The organism is uncultured Ruegeria sp. (assembly GCF_947500045.1).
Lineage (GTDB): Bacteria > Pseudomonadota > Alphaproteobacteria > Rhodobacterales > Rhodobacteraceae > Ruegeria.
Window position 1 is genome coordinate 39,557 of the sequence record NZ_CANMQQ010000002.1, and the last position, 20,916, is coordinate 60,472.

Annotated in this window: 18 protein-coding genes and 1 tRNA gene; 9 read left to right on the plus strand and 10 right to left on the minus strand. The window is 57.4% G+C overall.

Annotated elements, in window-relative coordinates:
- Positions 1–29: 29 nt before the first annotated feature.
- From Q1B46_RS03590 to Q1B46_RS03625, 8 genes are read right to left on the minus strand one after another with little or no spacing between them, the layout of a single operon-like run.
- Positions 30–872 carry a fumarylacetoacetate hydrolase family protein gene (locus tag Q1B46_RS03590; protein ID WP_299944801.1) on the minus strand — a complete coding sequence of 281 codons (843 nt, stop codon included), beginning with the start codon at positions 870–872 and terminating at the stop codon, positions 30–32.
- Between the two features lie 19 nt (positions 873–891).
- The gene (locus tag Q1B46_RS03595; RefSeq protein WP_299944803.1) at positions 892–1,647 is read right to left on the minus strand and encodes an SDR family oxidoreductase; all 756 of its coding nucleotides are present in this window, start codon (positions 1,645–1,647) and stop codon (positions 892–894) included.
- 7 nt (positions 1,648–1,654) lie between these two features.
- The gene (locus tag Q1B46_RS03600) at positions 1,655–3,157 is read right to left on the minus strand and encodes an aldehyde dehydrogenase (NADP(+)) (protein ID WP_299944805.1); all 1,503 of its coding nucleotides are present in this window, start codon (positions 3,155–3,157) and stop codon (positions 1,655–1,657) included.
- Between the two features lie 13 nt (positions 3,158–3,170).
- On the minus strand, positions 3,171–4,283 hold the full coding sequence (locus Q1B46_RS03605) for a fumarylacetoacetate hydrolase family protein (RefSeq protein WP_299944807.1): 1,113 nt from the start codon (positions 4,281–4,283) through the stop codon (positions 3,171–3,173).
- 1 nt (position 4,284) lies between these two features.
- A complete protein-coding gene (locus Q1B46_RS03610; protein ID WP_299944809.1) occupies positions 4,285–5,115 on the minus strand; it encodes an amidohydrolase family protein in 831 nt (276 codons plus the stop codon).
- Positions 5,112–5,540, minus strand: coding sequence for an RbsD/FucU domain-containing protein (locus Q1B46_RS03615; protein WP_299666263.1), 429 nt, complete (start codon positions 5,538–5,540; stop codon positions 5,112–5,114). The genes Q1B46_RS03610 and Q1B46_RS03615 overlap by 4 nt, the downstream gene beginning before the upstream one ends.
- Positions 5,530–6,582 (minus strand): aldo/keto reductase, encoded by a 1,053-nt coding sequence (locus tag Q1B46_RS03620; RefSeq protein ID WP_299944812.1) that lies wholly within the window; start codon positions 6,580–6,582, stop codon positions 5,530–5,532. The genes Q1B46_RS03615 and Q1B46_RS03620 overlap by 11 nt, the downstream gene beginning before the upstream one ends.
- Positions 6,579–7,316, minus strand: a complete 738-nt coding sequence (locus tag Q1B46_RS03625; RefSeq protein ID WP_299944814.1) for a GntR family transcriptional regulator — start codon at positions 7,314–7,316, stop codon at positions 6,579–6,581. Before Q1B46_RS03625 ends, Q1B46_RS03620 begins: the two co-directional genes overlap by 4 nt.
- 83 nt (positions 7,317–7,399) lie before the next feature.
- Between Q1B46_RS03625 and Q1B46_RS03630 the strand changes: the two genes are divergently transcribed.
- The 4 genes from Q1B46_RS03630 to Q1B46_RS03645 are packed head-to-tail and all read left to right on the plus strand — an operon-like array spanning position 7,400 to position 12,505.
- Positions 7,400–8,953 carry a UxaA family hydrolase gene (locus tag Q1B46_RS03630; RefSeq protein WP_299944816.1) on the plus strand — a complete coding sequence of 518 codons (1,554 nt, stop codon included), beginning with the start codon at positions 7,400–7,402 and terminating at the stop codon, positions 8,951–8,953.
- Between the two features lie 36 nt (positions 8,954–8,989).
- The gene (locus tag Q1B46_RS03635; RefSeq protein ID WP_299944818.1) at positions 8,990–10,516 is read left to right on the plus strand and encodes a sugar ABC transporter ATP-binding protein; all 1,527 of its coding nucleotides are present in this window, start codon (positions 8,990–8,992) and stop codon (positions 10,514–10,516) included.
- On the plus strand, positions 10,513–11,520 hold the full coding sequence (locus tag Q1B46_RS03640) for an ABC transporter permease (RefSeq protein WP_299944820.1): 1,008 nt from the start codon (positions 10,513–10,515) through the stop codon (positions 11,518–11,520). Before Q1B46_RS03635 ends, Q1B46_RS03640 begins: the two co-directional genes overlap by 4 nt.
- 40 nt (positions 11,521–11,560) lie before the next feature.
- Positions 11,561–12,505, plus strand: a complete 945-nt coding sequence (locus tag Q1B46_RS03645) for an ABC transporter substrate-binding protein (RefSeq protein ID WP_299666247.1) — start codon at positions 11,561–11,563, stop codon at positions 12,503–12,505.
- 275 nt (positions 12,506–12,780) lie between these two features.
- Here Q1B46_RS03645 and Q1B46_RS03650 read toward each other — a convergent pair.
- Positions 12,781–12,855 (minus strand) — tRNA-Gln (locus tag Q1B46_RS03650).
- 366 nt (positions 12,856–13,221) lie between these two features.
- On the opposite strand from Q1B46_RS03650, the gene Q1B46_RS03655 reads away from it, so the two are divergent.
- Positions 13,222–13,731, plus strand: a complete 510-nt coding sequence (locus tag Q1B46_RS03655; RefSeq protein ID WP_299944823.1) for a ferritin — start codon at positions 13,222–13,224, stop codon at positions 13,729–13,731.
- Between the two features lie 32 nt (positions 13,732–13,763).
- On the opposite strand, the gene Q1B46_RS03660 is transcribed toward Q1B46_RS03655, so the two are convergent.
- Positions 13,764–14,213 carry an SH3 domain-containing protein gene (locus Q1B46_RS03660; protein WP_299663561.1) on the minus strand — a complete coding sequence of 150 codons (450 nt, stop codon included), beginning with the start codon at positions 14,211–14,213 and terminating at the stop codon, positions 13,764–13,766.
- 209 nt (positions 14,214–14,422) lie between these two features.
- On the opposite strand from Q1B46_RS03660, the gene Q1B46_RS03665 reads away from it, so the two are divergent.
- The 4 genes from Q1B46_RS03665 to Q1B46_RS03680 all read left to right on the plus strand — a co-directional run bounded on the left by Q1B46_RS03665 (position 14,423) and on the right by Q1B46_RS03680 (position 20,910).
- A complete protein-coding gene (locus Q1B46_RS03665; protein WP_299944825.1) occupies positions 14,423–15,409 on the plus strand; it encodes a D-glycerate dehydrogenase in 987 nt (328 codons plus the stop codon).
- 27 nt (positions 15,410–15,436) lie between these two features.
- Entirely contained in the window at positions 15,437–16,834 is a 1,398-nt protein-coding gene (locus tag Q1B46_RS03670) for an FAD-linked oxidase C-terminal domain-containing protein (protein WP_299944826.1), read from the plus strand.
- A 111-nt stretch (positions 16,835–16,945) separates the two neighbouring features.
- Positions 16,946–18,262 (plus strand): hypothetical protein, encoded by a 1,317-nt coding sequence (locus Q1B46_RS03675; RefSeq protein ID WP_299944828.1) that lies wholly within the window; start codon positions 16,946–16,948, stop codon positions 18,260–18,262.
- A 140-nt stretch (positions 18,263–18,402) separates the two neighbouring features.
- Complete coding sequence (locus Q1B46_RS03680) at positions 18,403–20,910, plus strand: FAD-dependent oxidoreductase (RefSeq protein WP_299944830.1); 2,508 nt, start codon at positions 18,403–18,405, stop codon at positions 20,908–20,910.
- Positions 20,911–20,916: the final 6 nt, after the last annotated feature.

The window sequence follows — 20,916 nt, forward strand, 5'->3', positions numbered from 1 at the left end:
GATTGTCGGTTTGCGCGACCCCATTCGGGTTATCCTGCGACGACATCCTGTTGTTGGACGCCCAGTCCTTCAATACCCAGCTCCATCCTGTCGCCGGGTTTCAGATAGGTCTGAGGATTCTGCCCCATTCCGACACCCGGAGGGGTCCCGGTAGAAATCACATCACCGGGTTGCAGCGACATGAATTGTGACAGATGGGAAATGATGGTTGCCACACTGAAATGCATCGTTTTGGTTGATCCGTCCTGATAGCGGTGGCCGTTGACCTCAAGATACATCGGCAGGTTCTGCGGATCAGGGACCTCATCCCGTGTCACCAGAAAAGGACCAATTGGGCCGAAGGTGTCAGCCGATTTACCTTTGACCCATTGGCCCGAGCGATGGAGCTGAAAGTCACGCTCTGACAGGTCGTTGATCACGCAATAACCGGCAACATGATCCAAGGCTTCGGCTTCTGAGACATATTTGGCCTCTTTACCAATGACGACGCCCAGTTCAACCTCCCAATCCGTCTTGACCGAGCCGCGCGGGATTTCGACTGTGTCATTGGGGCCGATGATGGCCGATGTTGCTTTGAAGAAGATCACTGGCTCGGCTGGCAGCTCCATTCCGGCCTCGGCGGCGTGATCGGCATAGTTCAGACCAATGCAAATGAACTTGCCGACCTGACCAACGCAGGCGCCAATCCGCGGCTCGCCCTCGACCTTCGGAAGGCTGAAGGGGTCCGTTCCTATCAGGCGTCCGATGATTTTATCCCCAAGCGTATCGCCTGCGATGTCGTCGATCACACCAGAAAGGTCACGGATCGCGCCCTCGGCGTCCAGCAATCCGGGTTTTTCAGCCCCTTTCGGGCCAAAGCGTAGCAGTTTCATAGTATTGATCCTTTGTCGCTTAGATCGTCCAGCCGCCATCAATGGCAAAGGGCTGTCCGGTTGTGTATTTGCTGGCGTCGCTGGCCAGATACAGGGCAAGTTCAGCGATTTCGTCGGCTGTTCCGATACGCCCCATGGGTTGTCGTGCGATGAAATCGGACATCGCTTGATCGTAATCTCCGGTGGCGCGCAGCCGGTCGTGCAGGCTCGGGCTGTCGACCGTTCCGGGACAGATGGCATTGCAGCGAATGCCCTGCGTGACAAAATCGGCAGCTACCGATTTCGTCAAACCGATCACCGCCGCTTTCGATGCACAGTAGGCAAACCGGTTTGGAACACCCTTCATTGAAGAGGCGACCGAGGACATATTGATAATTGACCCACCGCCCGCCTCTAGCATTCCGGGAAGGATCAGCCTGATCAGGCGGAACATAGACTTGACGTTAAGGTCAAAGCTGAAATCCCAATCTCTTTCCGCGCATTCAAGGATCGACCCCCCCGCAACGTAACCGGCACAGTTGAACAAAACGTCCAGATTGGGCAGGGCAGTCACGGCAGCCTTTACTGCGCCATCATCTGTCACGTCCAGTTTCAGGGGTTGGATACCATCTATATCGCCGATTTCCGCAAGGGCCGTATCGTTGATATCGCTGGCGATGACGTGCGCGCCTTCGGCGGCAAACAGCTCGGCTGTTGCGCGGCCAATGCCTTGGCCAGCGGCGGTAATAAGCACGGTTTTACCCGCAAGACGGTTTGATGCTTTGAATGTTGTCATGAGTGTCTCACAGGTTGTTGGGCAGAAGGTCAGCTGGAATATCTTGATAGCAAACGGGCCGCAAAAAGCGCCGGATCGACAAAGTGCCGACGGACGTCGCGCCAAAGTTGGTTGATGCGGGATAGGGGCCGCCATGGACCATGCTGTCACAGACTTCGACCCCGGTGGGGAAGCTGTTGGCAAGCAGGCGTCCTGCCTTGCGTTCGAGGAGTGGAACGAGAGCCCGGGCCGCCGGTTTGTCGCCTTCGTCCAGATGCAGTGTACACGTCAGTTGCCCTTGGGTGGTACGGGCGATCTGGGTCATCTGCGCGGCATCTTTCACGCGGACGATGATGCCCGACGGGCCAAATACCTCTTCCTGTAATGCATGATCCGCCAGCCAATCGTCACCTGAAACCGTGAACAGATTGGGGGCCGCATCGCGCGCATCGCAGCTGGTACCCATAATCTTGGAAACACCTGTTCCAGCGGCCACACGGGAAACACCATCCCGGTAAGCGGCAGCAATGCCATCGGTCAGCATGGTTTGGCTGCCTACTGCTGACAGGCCCGTCCGGGCTGCTGTCTGGAACGCGTCAGCGTCGGGTCCGTCGATGATGACCGCGATACCTGGGTTGGTGCAGAATTGGCCGACACCCATGCTGAGCGAAGCGGCCCACCCAGCGCCGATCTCAGCCCCGCGCGCGGCTGCAGCTTGCGGCAATATGAACATCGGATTGACCGAGCCCAGCTCACCAAAGAAGGGAATGGGTTCGTCACGCTGTGCACACAGGTCAAACAGGGCGCGACCCGCGCGCAATGACCCGGTGAACCCGACCGCGCGGACCAAAGGGTGCTTCGCCAATGCCGTGCCGACCTCGATCGCGTTGCTCTGGATCAATGAAAACACGCCGGGGTGGGTGTTGGTGGACTTGATTGCGGCGTCGATTGCCTGCGCCACGATCTCACCTGTGCCGGGATGCGCCGGGTGGCCCTTGGCCACCACGGGGCAACCAGCAGCCAAGGCTGCGGCTGTGTCACCGCCTGCGACCGAAAAGGCGAGCGGAAAGTTGGACGCGCCAAAAACCGCGACCGGGCCCAGAGGGCGCTGGATCATGTGCAAATCCGGTCGGGGCAGGGGGGCACGATCCGGCAGGGCAGGGTCGTGGCGATGGTCCAGATAATCTCCGGCCTCGATATGATCGGCAAACAGGCGCAATTGACCCACCGTGCGGCCCCGCTCTCCTTGTAAACGGGCCTCGGGCAGGCCGGTTTCCTGAGTTCCGATTTCAGTGATCGCATCTCCGCGCGCGTCAATCTCGTCGGCGATTTTGCGCAGCAATGCCGCACGGTCGGCACGGGTCGACCAGCCGAAGGAGGCAAACGCATCCTCGGCGGCCTCCACGGCAGCGTCGACAAGTGCGGGTGTCCCGATGGCAAAGTCATGGCTGGGGCCATGGGCGGGGTCTGATGTAAAGGTCTGTTCTGAGCTGATCCATTCGCCAGCGATCAGGTGTTTTCCGGTTAACATGTTCAAACTTCTCTTATATCAAGCCCCGTTGGGCGAGGTTTCGCATCAGGTGAGACGCCCCGAAGGTCCATTCAGGGCATTCTGTCGACAGGCGCACGGTATTGGTCAGCGTTCCAAGCTGGTCATTGGCAATGGTGACGACATCGCCCAATTTATGGGTGAACCCACCGCCGGGTGTGTCGCGGTCCTGGGTTGGGGCAAACAGCGTGCCGAGAAACAGCATCAGCCCGTCAGGATATTGGTGATGACGCCCGATGGTTTGTCCCACCAGATCTGCCGGGTCGCGGCTGATCTGGGACATGGATGAACTGCCATTCAGCACAAAACCTTCCGGTCCAATGACGGTAAGCGTCAATTCGGCCTGACGTATGTCGTCCAACGAAAAGGTTTCGTCAAACAGCCGTATCATGGGCCCGATCGCACAAGACGCGTTGTTGTCCTTGGCCTTGCTTAGCAACAGGGCTGATCGCCCTTCGACGTCGCGCAGATTGACGTCATTGCCAAGTGTTGCGCCCTTGATCTGGCCCTGCGATGTCACGGCCAGAACCACTTCGGGTTCGGGGTTGTTCCAGGTTGAAATCGGGTGAAGCCCGATATCCGCGCCGAACCCAACCGAGGATAAGACCTGTGCCTTGGAAAAAACTTCGGCATCGGGGCCAATGCCGACCTCAAGATACGGACTCCAGAGGCCCTCGGTGACCAATGCCTCTTTGACTTGCACGGCTTCCTTTGACCCCGGCACGATGTTGGATAGGCTGTCGCCAATCCTGTCGCCGATACGCGCTCGGATCGCGTCTGCCTTGGCGGGATCGCCCGCGGCCTGTTCCTCGATCACGCGTTCGACCATCGAACCGGCAAATGTCACGCCACAGGCTTTCACAGCTTGCAGGTCGCACGGGGCGAGCCAGCGATGATCTGCCTCCAACGGGCCGACGTCTTCACCTTTGGCAGCACGCAGATAGTCCGCCGCGTCGTCACGTTCCAATACATCTCGGGCGGTGGGCGCCGTAGCTGAGGTGATATCCACGACACGTCCCTGGCGCAGGGTCACTATGCTGGGGCCGATCCCCGCGCGTTCAACGCGCCCAAGCCACAGGCCGTCTGAATCCAGTGTCGGTATGATCATTTCAATCCCTGAGACTATAGGCTCGGGTGGCATTGCCGCCCATGATTGCCTGACGTTCTGCGTGGCTTAGCTGGCTCAGCAATGCGTCGGTGGTTTCTAACCAGCGGTCGTAAGTGCTGGCCAAAGTGCAAACGGGCCAGTCGCTGCCCCAGATCAAACGAGACGGGCCAAAGCCGTCGAGCAAATGATCCACATAGGGACGCAGATCTTCAAGTGACCAATCCGCCTTTGCCTCGGTGACAAGACCAGAGAGCTTGCACCAGGCGTTGGTTTCGCGGGCCAACACAGCCATATCATCTGCCCAGTCGCGTATGATTGCATCTTTGATCAACGGCTTCGATCCGTGGTCGATCACCACACGCATATCGGGGTGGCGCGCAAGCAGGGTCCTGAGCGGTTTGAGATGTTCGGGCAACGTCAAGGCATCGAAGGTCAGATCAGCCAGTTGAAGGGCCTCAAATGCTGGGGTCAACGTGTCGCCAAGCATCCACAAAGGATCGGCGATGTCCTGTATCATCGGACGCAGCCCGACAAATGCCGGATGGGCCGCCAAGGCCGAGATTTGCGCAGGCGCATCCGCTGTTTCAAGGTCAACCCAACCGACAACACCTTTGATGAACGCATTCTCATCGGCCAAAGAAAGCAAGTATTCAGTTTCGGCCACTGTCGGGGCGGCCTGCACAAGCACCGTGCCGTCAATCCCGGCCGCACTGAGCAAAGGTGTCAGATCGTCTGGTGTGAAATCCCGGTGGATCGCACCCAGCGCGGGCGTCAGCCAGCCATAATCGCCTCGCGCCAAAGCCCAGAAATGCTGATGCGCGTCGATTTTCATCCGATGACGCCTTTTTTCAGGATGATGTTGCCGTAGAGCCTGCGTTCACCTGTCTGGACGATGGCGAACGCATTGGCAGCGCGGTCGTAGAAAGCGAACCGCTCCAATCCCTGAATGCGCTGGGGATTGTCCGCCGTCGCGTCGATGATGCTCTGAAAATCGGCCACGGCTACAGGCACGGCCTCGGGATCACCAACCACCTGCATTGTCAGCGCTGGATCAGGTACGAACGTGTCCAATGGCATCACCGACAGCACCGCCTTTAATATCTCGCTGGCCGAGGACCCGTCGGCGCGGATGCATTCTGGTCCGGCGCTGGAACCCGGAAAGTTCGCATCCGCGATCACGATTTCGTCGCCATGGCCCATTGCGCGGAGAGTGTAGAGCAGTTCTGGCGACAGGATCGGGTCGATATCACGCAGCATTGGCGGCCTCTTTGGGTAGGGGGGCATCGGGACGGATCAGGTTTTCGGTGCGCAGATCCGACCAAAGCGAGGTGGGGATTTCATGGTCCAGCAGGCCGACATTGGCCTGCACTTCGGCAACGCTGACCGCACCGGGAACCACAGTTTTGACGCACGGATGGCCCAGAACGAACTGCAACGCGGCGGCGATCAGAGGCGTGTCATGCGCGGTGCAGATTGCCTCAATCCTACGCACCTGATCCAGAATGGCCTCGGGTGCATCGGCGTAGTTATATTTGGCACCTGGAACAGCACCGGTGGCCAGAATTCCTGAATTATAGGGCCCTCCCAGAATGATCCCTACATCCCGCTTCTCACAAAGGGGTAGGAAACTGTCCAACGCCTCTTGTTCCAGCAGCGTGTAGCGCCCAGCCAGCAGGAAGCCGTCAAAGTCGCCCAACCCCAGCAGCCTTTCGCAGACCTGCCATTCATTTACGCCTGCACCGATGGCCGCAATTTCACCGGCATCGCGCAATTCAACCAGCGCCTTGTAGCCGCCGCCATCGAACAACTCGCGCACCTTTGCGTCCGACTTTTCCTGGCTGCCTTGGCTGAAGGCACAGACATCGTGCACCAACAGAATATCCGCGTTGGCAGCCCCGATCCGTCCGCAGCTGGCCTCATAAGATCGCATCACCCCGTCATAGGTGTAATCGAACACGATGCGTTTCTGGGGAACATCCACGAAGGCCTCGGGCGTTACCTCATGCGGTTCACAATCCAGCAGCAAGCGGCCGATCTTGGTCGACAGTTGAATATTGTCGCGACCAAATCGGGCGATTGCCTCTCCGAACCGATGCTCAGAACGGCCCAGCCCGTATTGCGGGGCGGTATCAAAAAACCGGATGCCTGCATCATACGCGGCTTGCAAGGCCGCTTGCGCATCCTCATCGGACACTTTGCGATAGAGGTTTCCCAGCGGCGCCCCGCCAAAACCCATGCGGGTCAGGGGGACGGGCCGCGTGGTACGGTTGTTCAGTAATTCTGTCCGGGAAACGGTCATCCTGCCTCGCTCTGCAGCTGTGGGGTAAGATTGAACAATTGTGGCTTTTGTTGTTCCAGCTGTTCGATACGTGGCATCAACTGTCCCAGATGCGCGCGCATCGCGTCCTGGGCTGCCCGCTCATCACGGTTGCTGATCGCCTCAAAGATGGCCCGATGTTCTGCCAGGGTTTCGGCGATCCGACCCGGCGTCGGCAACAACAGCATCCGGGCGCGGCTAACCTGCAGCGAGACGGTCTGAGAGACGTCAGCGAGGCGGCGAAAGCCTGTGAATTCCATCAGTAAGCCGTGGAACTCCTCATCTGCCTGATAGAATCCAGGGATATCGTCATCTTCGATCAACAGCTCCTGCAGGCGCATGTTGCGGCTCAGCCTTTTGCGCTGATCGTCGGTCAGGTCGCGCGTTACCTTGGCGACTGTCGCAAGTTCCAGCGCCTCGCGCAGGAAAGCACCTTCGCGAATCTCGTCCATCGAAAAGTAGGACACGCGCGTACCCGATTGCGGCACCACATCCACCAGCCCTTCCGAGGCTAGGCGGGCAATTGCATCCGCCACAGGCGCGCGCGATACGCCAAGTCGTTCGCAAACCGGTGCCTTGCGCAGGTTTGCACCGGGCGGGAAGTCCAGCGCCAGGATTGCTTGCTTCATAGCGTGGTGAACCCGCTGGCTCAGCGACCCTTCAGTCGTCGTGATCTCGGGCAATAGTGAGGCGTCAATATCTTGGTGTTTGGTCATGTGTCTTAATTAGCATTCTAACATGTTAGTTGACAAGAGGTGAAGTTCACCTTAGCAACATGAGACAAGCAAGCGGGGAAGAGATGCAAGCACGCAGCGGTATAAATGTTCTTGAGGGTGCAGCGCGTGATGTCGTGCGGCTTAACCCACAAGATAATATCGTTATTGCGCTGCGCGATTTGCAGGCGGGTGAGCAGCCAGCGCCTGTTTCCGTGCCGTTGGCCGCCTCTGTCGCCCGGGGTCATAAGATTGCCGTGGCCCCTATTCAGGCCGGTGAGAACGTCATCCGCTATGGCCAGATTATCGGGCAGGCCACATGCGATATCGAGCCGGGCGCGCATATCCACGTGCACAATCTGGGAATGGGCGCGCATCAGCAGGACTATGCGCATGCCAGTGCGAACACGCCTTTGCCTGTCCTGTCGGAAGGGCGGACATTTGCGGGCTTTCACCGGACCGGCGGGAAAGTGGGCACCCGCAACTATATCGGCATTCTGACAACCGTTAACTGTTCGGGTTCGGTGGCGCGTTTTATCGCGGAAGCGGCCGAAAAATCCGGACTTTTGGACAGCTTCCCAAATGTGGACGGTGTGGTTCCGATCGTGCATGGCACAGGCTGTGGGATGTCGGGCAAAGATGAGGGCTATGCTACCTTGTTCCGCACATTGGCCGGATATGCACAGCATCCAAATTTCGGCGGCATTCTACTGATCGGGCTGGGATGTGAGGTTATGCAGATTGCAGACCTTGTTGATGGTCGCCCGATCCGCGCCGATGGCGTCCTGCGCTATATGACCATTCAGACCGAAGGCGGAACCCGCCGCACAATCGAGCGGGGGCTGGATGAGCTGCGGGGCATTGCGGAACTGGCCAATCAGGCAGAACGCGCCCCGGCCCCGGTCAGTTCCATCACGGTTGGTATGCAATGCGGGGGGTCGGACGGGTATTCGGGGATCACCGCGAACCCGGCGCTGGGATATGCCTCGGATCTGCTGGTGCGCCACGGGGGCACGACCATCTTGTCGGAAACCTCAGAGATCTACGGTGCAGAACACCTGCTGACCCGCCGGGCCGAGACGGTTGATATTGGTGAAAAGCTGATCGAGCGCATCCACTGGTGGGAGGATTACACCGCCCGCAATGGCGGTGAGATGGACAATAATCCAAGCCCCGGCAACAAGCGCGGTGGGCTGACGACCATTTTGGAAAAATCGCTGGGCGCAGTCGCCAAAGGCGGCACAGCGCCGCTGCGTGATGTCTACATGTTTGGTGAAAGGATCGACAAGCACGGGTTCGTCTTTATGGACAGCCCCGGGTTTGATCCGTGTTCGGTAACCGGGCAGGTGGCTTCTGGCGCGAACCTCATCGTGTTTACCACCGGTCGTGGCTCGGTCTCGGGCTATCAGCCCACACCCTGCATCAAGCTGGCCACCAATTCCGAGATGTTTGCCCGCATGGCTGACGACATGGACTTGAACTGCGGCGACATCGTGACCGACGGGATCAGCATCGAAACCAAGGGCGAAGAGTTGTTCGAAATCCTGATCCGGGTCGCCTCGGGCGAAAAAACCAAAAGCGAGACGCTTGGCTTTGGAGGCGTCGAATTTGTACCCTGGCAAATCGGCGCCGTCATGTAATCCGCAACTGGAACAAAGGCGCAAATGGGAGGGAATATGTCCAAACTGGTCGACATGACGGGGATTGATAAGTTTTTCCCCGGTGTGCACGCGCTCAAATCCGTGCAGTTCGATCTTGATCCGGGCGAAGTTCACGCGCTGATGGGAGAGAACGGTGCCGGAAAAAGCACGTTGATGAAGATCCTGTCGGGTATCTATCAACGCGACGGCGGGACCCTCATGATCGAAGGGCAAGAGGTCAGCCCGAAATCCCCGCGCGAAGCACAGGATCTGGGCATCGGAATCATCCATCAGGAATTGAGCCTGATGAACGATCTGACCGTGGCGCAAAACATCTTCATTGGGCGCGAACCACGCAAGAGCTTTGGCCGCTTGGACGAGGCCACGTTGAATGCGCAAACAGCCGAGATATTTGCCTCGATGAACCTGAACCTTGACCCCAAGGCGCTGGTGGGCAGCCTGACCATCGCAAAACAGCAGATGGTCGAGATCGCCAAGGCGTTATCCTTTCGATCCAAGGTGCTGATCATGGATGAGCCGACTGCGGCCCTGAATGACGCCGAGATTGCCGAGCTGTTCGTGATCATCCGCCGCCTCAAGGCCGAAGGTGTTGGCCTCGTCTATATCAGCCACAAAATGGACGAGTTGAAACAGATATCGGACCGCGTGACAGTGATGCGCGATGGTGAATACGTTGGTACGGTAGTCGCCGCGGAAACCCCCATCAGCCAAATTATCGCCATGATGGTGGGCCGAGAGGTCAAGGAAGAGCCGCTGGATGTGCCTGATCTGGGCGACGCCGAGATGTCTTTGCAGGTCAATGGACTGAGCCGAGGCAAAGAGATACAGGATGTCAGTTTTTCAGTTCAGAAGGGTGAAATTCTCGGCCTTGCCGGCCTGATGGGCGCGGGCCGAACCGAGGTCGCGCGCGCCATCTTCGGAGCTGACCCCAAGGATAGCGGCGAAATCCAGGTGCATGGCCGGGTGACTTCCATCACATCTCCTACCGATGCCGTCAAAGCGGGGATCGGGTATCTTTCAGAAGACCGAAAGCACTTTGGCCTCGCCACCGGTATGAATGTGCGCGACAACATCGCGCTTGCTTCGATGGACCTGTTCACTGGCGCGGGCGGCGTTCTGAACGACGGCAAAATCAGCAACAGCGCCAAAACCTACATCAAGCAATTGGGCATTCGTACACCTTCAGATGTGCAGGAAGTTCGCCTGCTTTCGGGTGGGAACCAGCAGAAGGTGGTCATCGCCAAATGGCTGCTGCGCGATTGCGATATTTTGATCTTTGACGAACCCACACGCGGCATCGACGTGGGCGCGAAATCCGAGATCTATAAACTGCTGGAAGAACTGGCAGGGCAGGGCAAAACCGTCATCGTAATCTCGTCCGAACTGCCTGAGATCATGCGCCTCAGCCATCGTATTGCCGTGATGTGCGAAGGGCGGCTGACCGGGATTTTGCCGGGCGGCAAAGACACCACACAAGAAGACATCATGCACCTCGCCACGCAGCGCGCGGCAGCGATGCAGGTAACAGGGACAGTCCAATGACGACAGCGACGGACATCGAAAAGAAAAAGCCACTCTCAGGTCTCGCGGATAGCGGCGCGTACCAAAAGTTTTTGGCGTTCGCCAGTTTGATCGTGCTGCTGATCGGCTTCTCCATTGCATCACCCAATTTCATGCAAACATCGAATATGATTGCCATTCTTCAGGCGACATCGGTCAACGGAGTGCTGGCAGTCGCTGCGACGCTGGTCATCATCACCGGGGGTATTGACCTGTCGGTCGGCACGCTGATGACCTTTTGTGCTGTGATCGCGGGCGTGGTGCTTACCAATCTTGGCATGCCGTTGCTGCTGGGCGTCGCCGCAGCTATCGCCGCGGGCGCATTTTGCGGGCTTTGTTCCGGAACTTTCGTGGCCAAAATGAAAATTCCGCCGTTCATCGCCACGCTGGGGATGATGCTGATTCTCAAGGGTCTATCGCTGGTGATCTCGGGGACGCGGCCGATCTATTTCAATGACACACCCGGGTTTGACCAGATTTCACGCGGGTCTCTGATCGGCGAGGTTTTTCCATCTCTCCCCATCCCCAACGGCGTACTGATCCTGTTTCTGGTTGCCATTGCAGCATCGTACATTCTGGGGCGCACGGTATTGGGGCGCTACACATTTGCGCTGGGGTCGAACGAAGAGGCCGTGCGCCTTTCCGGTGTGAACACGGATATGTGGAAGATACGTATCTATGCGCTGGCCGGCGCGATCTGCGGCATCGCCGGTATCCTGATCGCATCGCGCCTGAACTCGGCCCAGCCCGCGCTGGGGCTGGGTTACGAACTAGAAGCTATTGCAGCGGTTGTGATCGGCGGGACGTCCCTGTCCGGTGGGCGCGGCACCATCCTTGGCACCCTGATCGGCGCGCTGATCATGGCGGTGCTGACCAACGGGCTTCGCGTTCTGTCCGTCGCTCAGGAATGGCAGACCGTCGTGACCGGCGCGATCATCATTCTGGCCGTCTACGCCGACATGGCGCGGAGGAAGAAGGCAGGTTGAGAAAATCAACAAACTAACGACCAACTGTGGAGGAGAAAACATGTTATCACGTCGTTTCATTCTGGGTGTGCTGAGTGCAGCCACCCTTGCAGCACCCGCCTCAATGGCGGCTGCGGAAGACGTCTATATCCCGCTGGTATCCAAAGGGTTCCAGCATCAGTTCTGGCAGGCTGTGAAGTCCGGTGCGGAACAGGCAGCTGACGAGTTTGATGTCACCATCACATTCGAAGGCCCGGACAACGAAACAATGGTGGACCGCCAGATCGATATGCTTGCGGCCGCGCTTGCCAACAATCCCAAAGCGATCGGTTTCGCGGCCCTCGACAGTCAGGCAGCGATCCCGCTTCTGAAACAGGCCAATGAAAAAGGCATCCCAATCATCGCTTTCGACAGCGGCGTTGACAGCGATATCCCGGTTTCAACCGCAACAACGGACAATGTGGCCGCTGCGTCGCTGGCAGCCGACAAGATGGCAGAGAAAATCGGCGGCAAGGGAAAAGTCGCTGTTGTTGCCCATGACCAGACCAGCCGCACCGGCATCGACCGGCGCGATGGGTTTGTTAATCGCATGGCTGAAAACTACCCGGACATCGAAGTTGTAACCGTGCAATATGGTCAGGGTGATCACCTGAAATCAACCGAAGTCACCAAGGCGATTCTGACGGCGAATCCCGATCTGAACGGTATCTTTGGAACCAACGAAGGTTCGGCCATTGGCGTCGTAAATGGCGTTCAGGAACTGGGCACGGAAGGTTTGGTAATCATCGGCTACGACAGTGGCAAAGCCCAGAAAGACGCTATCAAAAGCGGCCTGATGGCCGGTGCGATCACTCAAAATCCAGTGGGTATCGGCTATGAGACTGTGAAAGCAGCGGTTGCCGCACTGAACGGAGAAGAGGTTCCAGTGCTGATCGACACAGGCTTTTACTACTATGACGCCTCGAACATGGACGATCCAAAGATCTCAGCCGTTCTGTACGACTAAGGAAATCCACTCACATCTACTGGTCCGGCCCGCCCGTTTTGGGTGGGCCGTTTTTTTGTACAGGAGACCTTTTTCGAAGGCTCATTTGTCGGTGTTTTGCGCATTGGGAAATGCGGTCCGGGCGCATGAAGTATGGAACCGTGCAATGGCGGGAATCGCGCAGTGCTTGTAGGGCCGATTTCTAGCATGCGGTATTACTGTATCCGAACGCTGTGACAAACGGCGCATTCCTGCGGCTCTGTTGCCTCAATTTTTCTCGGCTTTTCTGGAAATCGTGGCTGGGGTGGTAGGATTCGAACCTACGATACACAGTACCAAAAACTGCTGCCTTACCACTTGGCTACACCCCAACGGTGAGCGGCTATCTACGACTGTTGCTTTCTGTGTTCAAGGGGTTTTTTGGACAAAAATGACATCAATCTGCAAATTCATACGGTTGCGGTTTGGTTGTACCCGCGACATCTATTGCGAGGTGCAAAACGATTGATAAGAAACCTATTCAGAGGTCCCCAATCAGGAGGCAACCTCTGGATCCCGTTGCAAAGACTCCCTAACGGCTAGCAATGCCAATCCGCCTTTCTGCGATTGCGTTTCAATCGCACGAAATGGCATTTAAATAATTGAAAAATATAATTAAAATCTATGGATGCAGTTGAATTCCCTGGCGCCGAGGGCTAGCTGTAAGATGTCCGCTATCCGGAAAAAAGGAGCAAGAGATGAAACTGAACGCGCAAGTAGCAGAAGCGTTGAACAAGCAGATCAACAATGAGCTCCATGCCTCATACACATATCTTGCGATGTCAGCCTATTTCGAAGCACAGGACCTGCCCGGTTTCGCAAGTTGGTTTCGGGGTCATTCCGCCGAAGAGGATACGCATGCAATGCGTATATTTGACTTTATCGCCAAGCGGGGCGAGCGGATCAATCTGGATGGGATCACCAAGCCGCAAACGGAATACGAATCGCCAGTTGATGTGCTTGAGCAGGCTCTGGCGCAGGAACAGACGGTGACGGGGCAGATTAATGCTTTGTTCGAGCTGGCGCATGACGTCAAAGAATATAGCACGCAGAACATGCTGAACTGGTTTCTGGCCGAGCAGATTGAAGAAGAGGATCTGTTTACCTCGATCCTGGATAAGGCCAAGGCGGCCAATGGGGATCGCTGGAACCTCTTGCTGCTGGATCAGGATTTGGCCAAGCGTGGCAGCGGTCAGGCCGGCGCGTAAGCAGGGCATACGGCAGGGGCAGGGGTCTTCGGTTATTCCCGAATTTCGGAAGGATCGACCCCCCACAGATTGCCCTTGAGGGTCCAGCCGCGATAACCGCCAGCCGAGACACGGCACCACTCGGGGGTGCATTTTTCCAGTCGGGCAACAACACCGGTTTCGAAATGCGCGTTCACCTGTGATTTTGGGTCGGGCATGGCGTAAACCGGCAGCAAGTCAGATTCAATGAGGACCGTGCGCACGCCTGAAAGCAGGGCATAGTGGACCCAACCACCTGCGCCGTCGCGGTCCTGAACTTTGCGCCAGTTTCCGTACTCGGCCGTAATTTGCAATGGCATGCCACGCCGTTTGAACACCCAGTCGATTCGATGGGTCAAAGAGGGGCCGCGCCGCACATTGCCTTCGGCTGCCTTCATTGAGACATAGCGGGGGAGCGGCAGATTCGTCACCTGGCCTCGTTTTTCCTGCGCAGATGCGGCCACGACGCCGAGCGCGAGAAAAAATACCGAGATCAACGCCACAGTTCGGCGGTTCACTGAAAAACTAGCACTCACTGCCTGTCTGCTCTTATGCCTGTGGTCCGCATGCGAAAAAAGGTTGAGACGATGACCAAGGGGTTCTTGTGCCCCGTGTAATCCTGCGCCACGATGACATGACGCGCGACTGTTTGCAAAGCAGTAGGAGGGTCGAAGTGCCAAGAGAACGTCTGAGTGTTGTCGTTACGCGACGGTTGCCCGAAGCGGTGGAAACCCGACTGAGCGAGCTTTTCGATGTAAAGCTGCGTGACAATGACAACCCTATGACACGCGAGGAACTGACCGAAGCCGTCAAAATGGCGGATGTGCTGGTCCCGACCATTACCGATACCATTGATGGTGGTGTTTTGGGGCAGGCCGGTGAGAATCTGCGCCTGATCGCGAATTACGGCGCTGGGGTCGACAATATCGATGTGGCGACGGCGCGTCAGCGGGGCATACTGGTTTCGAACACTCCGGGTGTTCTGACCGATGATACAGCAGATATGACTATGGCCCTGATTTTGGCGGTTACACGGCGTATCCCCGAAGGGTTGGGCGTGATGCAAAAGGGCGATTGGACTGGCTGGGCCCCGACCGCCTTCCTGGGTGGCCGGGTCGGTGGACGTCGGCTGGGCATTCTTGGCATGGGCCGGATCGGGCAGGCTGTTGCCCGTCGCGCCAGCGCATTTGGGATGCAGGTGCACTACCACAATCGTCGTCGATTGCGCCCGGAGACCGAGCAAGAATTTGAAGCGACCTATTGGGACAGTCTGGATCAGATGGTGGCGCGGATGGATGTCATCTCGATCAACTGCCCGTCGACACCTTCGACCTTTCATCTGATGAATGCGCGCCGGTTGAAACTGATGAAACCTTCTGCCGTGATCGTAAATACTTCACGAGGCGAAGTTGTCGACGAAAACGCGTTGACCCGGATGATCCGAGCGGGGGAGATTGCCGGAGCGGGTCTGGACGTCTACGAAAAGGGAACAGATGTGAATCCTCGCCTTCGACAGCTGTCCAACGTCGTGCTCTTGCCTCATATGGGTTCGGCCACGCTGGAAGGGCGGATAGAGATGGGCGAAAAGGTCATCATCAACATCAAGACATTCGAAGACGGCCATCGTCCTCCGGACCAGGTTGTGCCCGCGATGCTATAGGCTTTGGTCTGAAAGAAAGGGAACGCAATGGTGCAGGCAGCCGCTTTACCGCGAAATGAAGCTGGGATTGAAACGGCTGTTGGAATTCTGAAGCAAAGGTTCGGAGACCGATTGCAGACCGGCGCCGCCATCCGGGAACAACACGGGCACACCACGACGTGGATAGAAAACCAGAGCCCGGATGCCGTCATCTTTCCCAACTCCACCGAAGAGGTGGCAGATATTGTAAGAACCTGTGCGGCGCATAAGGTGCCGGTTATTCCATTCGGAACAGGCACCTCGCTTGAAGGACAGGTGAACGCTCCTGCCGGTGGCATTTCTGTCGATCTTGGCCAGATGAACAAGATACTGGCCGTCAATGTGGGTGATCTGGATTGCGTGGTGCAACCGGGCGTCACACGTGCTGACCTTAACACCCACCTGCGGGATCAGGGGCTGTTCTTTCCCATTGATCCGGGCGCCAATGCGTCACTGGGCGGCATGGCCGCGACGCGCGCATCCGGCACCAATGCGGTTCGATACGGAACGATGAAAGATAACGTGCTCAGCCTTGAGGCGGTGATGCCGGATGGACAAGTGATCCGCACCGGGCATCGTGCCCGCAAATCATCGGCCGGATATGACTTGGCACGCCTTTTGATTGGCGCCGAAGGCACGCTTGGTATCATCACCGAAATCACCCTGCGCCTGCATGGCATTCCCGAGGCCATCAGCTCAGCCCGCTGTTCATTTCCCACGGTAGATGCGGCCTGTCAGGCGGTAATGATGACCATTCAGTATGGCATCCCGGTCGCCCGGATCGAACTGCTGGACCAGATGTCGGTCAAAGCGGCAAACGCCTATTCGGGGCTGGATCTCCCTGAAACGCCTCTGCTGCTGCTTGAGTTTCACGGCTCAGACAGCGGTGCGGTCGAACAGGCCGAAACATTTGGTCAAATCGCCGAAGAATTTGGCGGTACCGATTTCACTGCGACCTCGACAACTGAAGAACGCAACAAGCTTTGGCAGGCCCGGCACGATATGTATTGGGCTAGCCTGCAATTGCGTCCGGGTGCGCAGGGGATTTCGACGGATGTTTGTGTGCCGATCTCGCGTCTGGCCGAATGCGTGACGGCCGCGCAAGACAAAGCAGCTGATTTGGGTTTGCTGGCCCCGGTTGTGGGTCATGTCGGAGACGGTAACTTCCATACCCTTCTATTGATCGACATGGACGACGCGGATGACGTCGCAGGCGCCGAGGAATTCGTGGGATGGCTGAACGACCTGGCCATTTCGATGGAGGGCACCTGCACGGGTGAGCACGGGATCGGGCAGGGCAAACGCCCCTATCTTGTGAAAGAACTTGGTCTGGCGACGACCTATATGGCGGCAATTAAAACCGCGCTGGACCCTGACAACATCATGAATCCGGGAAAGATTCTCTAAGCGGCGAATTTCCCCGAACTACTTCACTTTTGTGCAAAAAAGCGGCCACAACGCCGCCGCAATTTTATGTGATTGAAGACCCCAGAGCAGCATTTGATTCCGAGGTTTTTCATGGGCGCTTTGCGTTTCATTGGGTTCCTGCTGATTGCGGCGGTGGTTGTCACCGGTCTTGATTATTATCAGCAGGATAAAAAGAGCGAAGGCACGCTTTCGTTCAGTGGTTATCTAACAACCATCAACGATCGTTTCGACCTGTACCAGAGTGAGCTTGCAGCAGAAGACCAAGAGCGCGAGCGCCAGCAGCGCTGGCGCGCTGGCGAAAAAGCTCTTCTACCCGCATCAAACGATGAATGGACCCGCCGCGCGATTGTCGACGCCGACTTCACGCTCGATGCACGAGAGGGCGTACTACAAGACAACATTAGCGAAGCCGCACGACCTTTGGCCAAAAAGGTCGCGGTGCAAAAAACGGAACAATTGGCCGCCAAGATGGACCGTAACAGTTGGGTGTATCAGAAGGGCGATCATACGATCTGGTTGCAGGTGCTTTTCAAGAACAACGCCAATTCAAACACATTGGCAGGCAATATCGCCGTATCTGTTGATGCAGTTCAATCCAGCAAAAGCGACTATGTCCCCTTTGGCATAATCGGAGGGGTCGCCTTTTTCCAGTTCGCGCAAAACAACTATAACGTACTGAGGGTCGACGACCGAGCATTCTGGTCGATGATCACCGCCAGCAAAACGGATTTGAACGGTCCCCCGGGGTTTGAAGTATACAAGGGGGTCATTGGTCTGGGCGAGGAAATCCGGTTCAAGGCCTACTCTGACGCCCCTGCGGAAAAGGTTCGCGCGTTTCTGACAGGACTGGATTACGATAGCTTTAATGCATTGCTGCGCAGACCCGTACCCGGGATCAGCAATGGTTCGGTCGTCAATCCCGAGGACGAGGCTGAGCTGGCCGTGAATATGGCTGGTGTCCGGTCAGAATTCGCAAAACTTCGTGGTGAAATTGCGCGGCTGCGGTTGAACAATGTTGACGGGTTGGCCCTTTTGGCGAACACGATGAGCGCACAGTATGGCCTGCCAAACGACATCTTTGAGCTGACGGGTAACCAGATAAATTCTGCAGATGATATGGTGCAGATTGGGTATCGCAAAGGGCTAAGCGACCTTCTCGAAGGCGAACTGCAAAAGGCCGAAACGGACGAAGGTTTTTTTGGCAGCTTGTTTGCAGGTTTCCAGGGCAATAAGGACGCGACGGGCCCCAAAGAAAGCGCGGGACTTCTCGCAGGGTTCAAGTCTTTCTTTCAAGCGTCAGATTCCGATCAGGCACCTCAGGTCCGCGTGACCAAGGGCGGGACTGGATCGATCGGAGAGTGCGCCTCTAAAGGCGCTGCAAAAAGATGTACATTGGGCGGCGGCTAAAGGCCGCCTAGACCTGTAGAATTGCGGCCCGCACCGACGTGCGGGTCGTTTTTTTTCTATCACTGGTCGGATGAATGTCGCGCCGGGGTCCTCAAATGCGCCATATGGTGTCAACAGAATTCAAGGGGAGACGCCCGGTTATGAAAACCCAAGTCAAAGCACTGGTTGTTGGCGGCGGCGCCGTCGGGACCTCGATTGCCTATCATCTGGCCAAAGCAGGCTGGGACGACGTGATGCTGATCGAGCGGGATGAGCTGACGTCAGGCTCGACCTGGCACGCAGCAGGCCTGCTGCCGCTGTTCAACATGTCGTATGCGACGACCCACATCCACAAATACTCGGTCGACTTCTACAAGACGCTTGAGGAAGAGACGGGCCTGAATGCGGGCTTTGCCGTTGTCGGCAACTTGCGCATGGCACAAACGCAGGAGCGTATGGATGAATACATGCTTTACGCGTCCACCGCCGAAACCTGTGACGTATCATACGAATGGCTGACCCCGGACCAGATCAAGGAACGCTGGCCGCTGATCGAAACCTCTGATCTGAAAGGCGCGATCTATCACACCGAGGATGGCTATATAAACCCCGCCGACGTGACCCAGGCGATGGCCAAAGGTGCCCGTCAGCGCGGTGTCGACATCGTGCGTAAAATGCAGGCCGACGCTTTCCACTGGAATGGCACCCATTGGGAGGTGACCTGCACCAAGATGGTCGAGAAGGGCGGCAACCTCATCCCTTCGGACGAGCAGGTGGTTATCACGGCCGAACATGTCGTCACCGCATCGGGCAACCACGCGCAGCGCACGGCTAAGATGCTGGGCATCAAGATGCCCGCGATCCCGGTCGAACACACCTTCATCGTCATGGACAAAGATCCCGAGCTGGTCAAATGGCGTGAAGCGGGCAATCCCGAACACCCAGTTGTGCGCGACGCGGATAACGAATCCTATGCTCGCGAGGAGCGTGGAGGCTGGATTCTAGGCATCTACGAACACGGCGCGCCCGCGCAGTTCGAACATGGTGTGCCGGATAGCTTCCGCGCCGACCTGTTCCCGCTGGATCTGGATCGGATCGCCGATCAGTACATGGCGATGGCCGAACGCGTTCCTTCTTGCGCCGAATCCGGTTTGAAAGACGATTTCAACGGCCCGATTTGCTACACACCCGACGGCAATCCGCTGGTTGGCCCCGCTCCGGGCATGCGCAACATGTGGCTGGCCGAGGGCTTTTCGTTTGGTATCACTGCCGCTGGCGGCACCGGCTACTATCTGGCGCAGATGATGGTCGATGGCGAAGCCGAGATCGACATGGCGTCGCTTGATCCCAAACGCTACAGCAGCAACTGGATGACCACCGAGTTTGCGGCCCGCAAGAACGAAGAGTGCTATGAGCACGTCTACATCCTGCACCACCCCGACGAAGAGCGTGCAGCCTGCCGCCCGCTGCGTACCGTTCCGGCCTATGACCGTCAGAAAGCGCGTGGCGCACAGTTTGGCTGGGTTAACGGATGGGAGCGTCCCAACTACTTTGGCCCGCTTGATGCCCCGGAAAACTTTGATCATGACGCACGCTCGTTCCGTCGCGGCGGCTGGTGGCAGTATGCGGTGGAAGAAGCAAAAGCGATCCGCGAAGGCGTTGGCTTGATCGACGCGTCAGCCTTCACCAAACACGTTGTCAAAGGCCCCGGTGCAACCCAGTTCCTAGATTGGTTCACCTGCAACAAGCTGCCCAAGGTCGGTCGCATCAACCTGACCTATGCGCTGACCTCACATGGCACCACACGCACCGAATACACCATCGTTCGCAATGGTGAGAATAACTACTACATCGTCTCTGCCGGTGCCTGGACTGAGTATGACGCCGACTACCTGCGCAAGGCGGCCGAGGACAAGATGGAGGAGTTCGGCCATATCGAAATCCAGGACGTGACCACCCAGTGGGGCGTCTTCGCCATCGCCGGTCCCAAGTCGCGTGACGTTCTGAAAGAGGTCATCAAGGACTCCGATCCGGAAACCGCACTGTCCAACAAGCGTTTCCCTTGGCTGTCGGCCCGTCAGATCGAACTGGGCATGTGCCCGGTCAACGCGATCCGCGTGGCCTATACCGGTGAGCTGGGCTGGGAACTGCACCACCCGATCGAGATGCAGAACTACCTGTTCGACCTGCTGGAAAAAGCCGGTGAGAAGCACGGTATGAAATTGGTCGGTGCCCGCGCCCAAAACTGGCTGCGTCAGGAGAAATCCTATCGTGCCTTCGGCACCGAACTGGGCCGCGACGCGACCCCGCTGGAGGCCGATCTGCCGCGCTTTGTTGACTTGTCGAAAGACTTCTACGGCAAGACCAAGCTGGAAGAGACCGGTGTGCGGGTAAAGTGCTGCACCCTGTTGATCGACGGGCCGGACGACGCCGATCCTTGGGGTCGCGAGGTGTTGTACACACCGGAAGGTGAGCGCGTGGGCCGTCTAACCTCGGGTGGTTATTCGGTGGCTTTCGAGAAATCCATCGGCATGGGCTATGTGAAGCCCGAACTGGCGGTTGAAGGCACCAAGCTTCAAGTCAAAATCCAGGACCAGCTATGGGATGCGGTCGTCACCTGTGACAGCCCTTATGATCCGAAAAACGAAACCATCCGTAAAGACGGCTAAAAGTTA

Excerpts from the sequence above, each read along its gene's own strand:
- Q1B46_RS03590 (WP_299944801.1), bottom strand. The coding sequence starts at position 872 with ATGAAACTGCTACGCTTTGGCCCGAAAGGGGCTGAAAAACCCGGATTG.
- Q1B46_RS03595 (WP_299944803.1), bottom strand. The coding sequence starts at position 1,647 with ATGACAACATTCAAAGCATCAAACCGTCTTGCGGGTAAAACCGTGCTT.
- Q1B46_RS03600 (WP_299944805.1), bottom strand. The coding sequence starts at position 3,157 with ATGTTAACCGGAAAACACCTGATCGCTGGCGAATGGATCAGCTCAGAA.
- Q1B46_RS03605 (WP_299944807.1), bottom strand. The coding sequence starts at position 4,283 with ATGATCATACCGACACTGGATTCAGACGGCCTGTGGCTTGGGCGCGTT.
- Q1B46_RS03610 (WP_299944809.1), bottom strand. The coding sequence starts at position 5,115 with ATGAAAATCGACGCGCATCAGCATTTCTGGGCTTTGGCGCGAGGCGAT.
- Q1B46_RS03615 (WP_299666263.1), bottom strand. The coding sequence starts at position 5,540 with ATGCTGCGTGATATCGACCCGATCCTGTCGCCAGAACTGCTCTACACT.
- Q1B46_RS03620 (WP_299944812.1), bottom strand. The coding sequence starts at position 6,582 with ATGACCGTTTCCCGGACAGAATTACTGAACAACCGTACCACGCGGCCC.
- Q1B46_RS03625 (WP_299944814.1), bottom strand. The coding sequence starts at position 7,316 with ATGACCAAACACCAAGATATTGACGCCTCACTATTGCCCGAGATCACG.
- Q1B46_RS03630 (WP_299944816.1), top strand. The coding sequence starts at position 7,400 with ATGCAAGCACGCAGCGGTATAAATGTTCTTGAGGGTGCAGCGCGTGAT.
- Q1B46_RS03635 (WP_299944818.1), top strand. The coding sequence starts at position 8,990 with ATGTCCAAACTGGTCGACATGACGGGGATTGATAAGTTTTTCCCCGGT.
- Q1B46_RS03640 (WP_299944820.1), top strand. The coding sequence starts at position 10,513 with ATGACGACAGCGACGGACATCGAAAAGAAAAAGCCACTCTCAGGTCTC.
- Q1B46_RS03645 (WP_299666247.1), top strand. The coding sequence starts at position 11,561 with ATGTTATCACGTCGTTTCATTCTGGGTGTGCTGAGTGCAGCCACCCTT.
- Q1B46_RS03655 (WP_299944823.1), top strand. The coding sequence starts at position 13,222 with ATGAAACTGAACGCGCAAGTAGCAGAAGCGTTGAACAAGCAGATCAAC.
- Q1B46_RS03670 (WP_299944826.1), top strand. The coding sequence starts at position 15,437 with ATGGTGCAGGCAGCCGCTTTACCGCGAAATGAAGCTGGGATTGAAACG.
- Q1B46_RS03675 (WP_299944828.1), top strand. The coding sequence starts at position 16,946 with ATGGGCGCTTTGCGTTTCATTGGGTTCCTGCTGATTGCGGCGGTGGTT.
- Q1B46_RS03680 (WP_299944830.1), top strand. The coding sequence starts at position 18,403 with ATGAAAACCCAAGTCAAAGCACTGGTTGTTGGCGGCGGCGCCGTCGGG.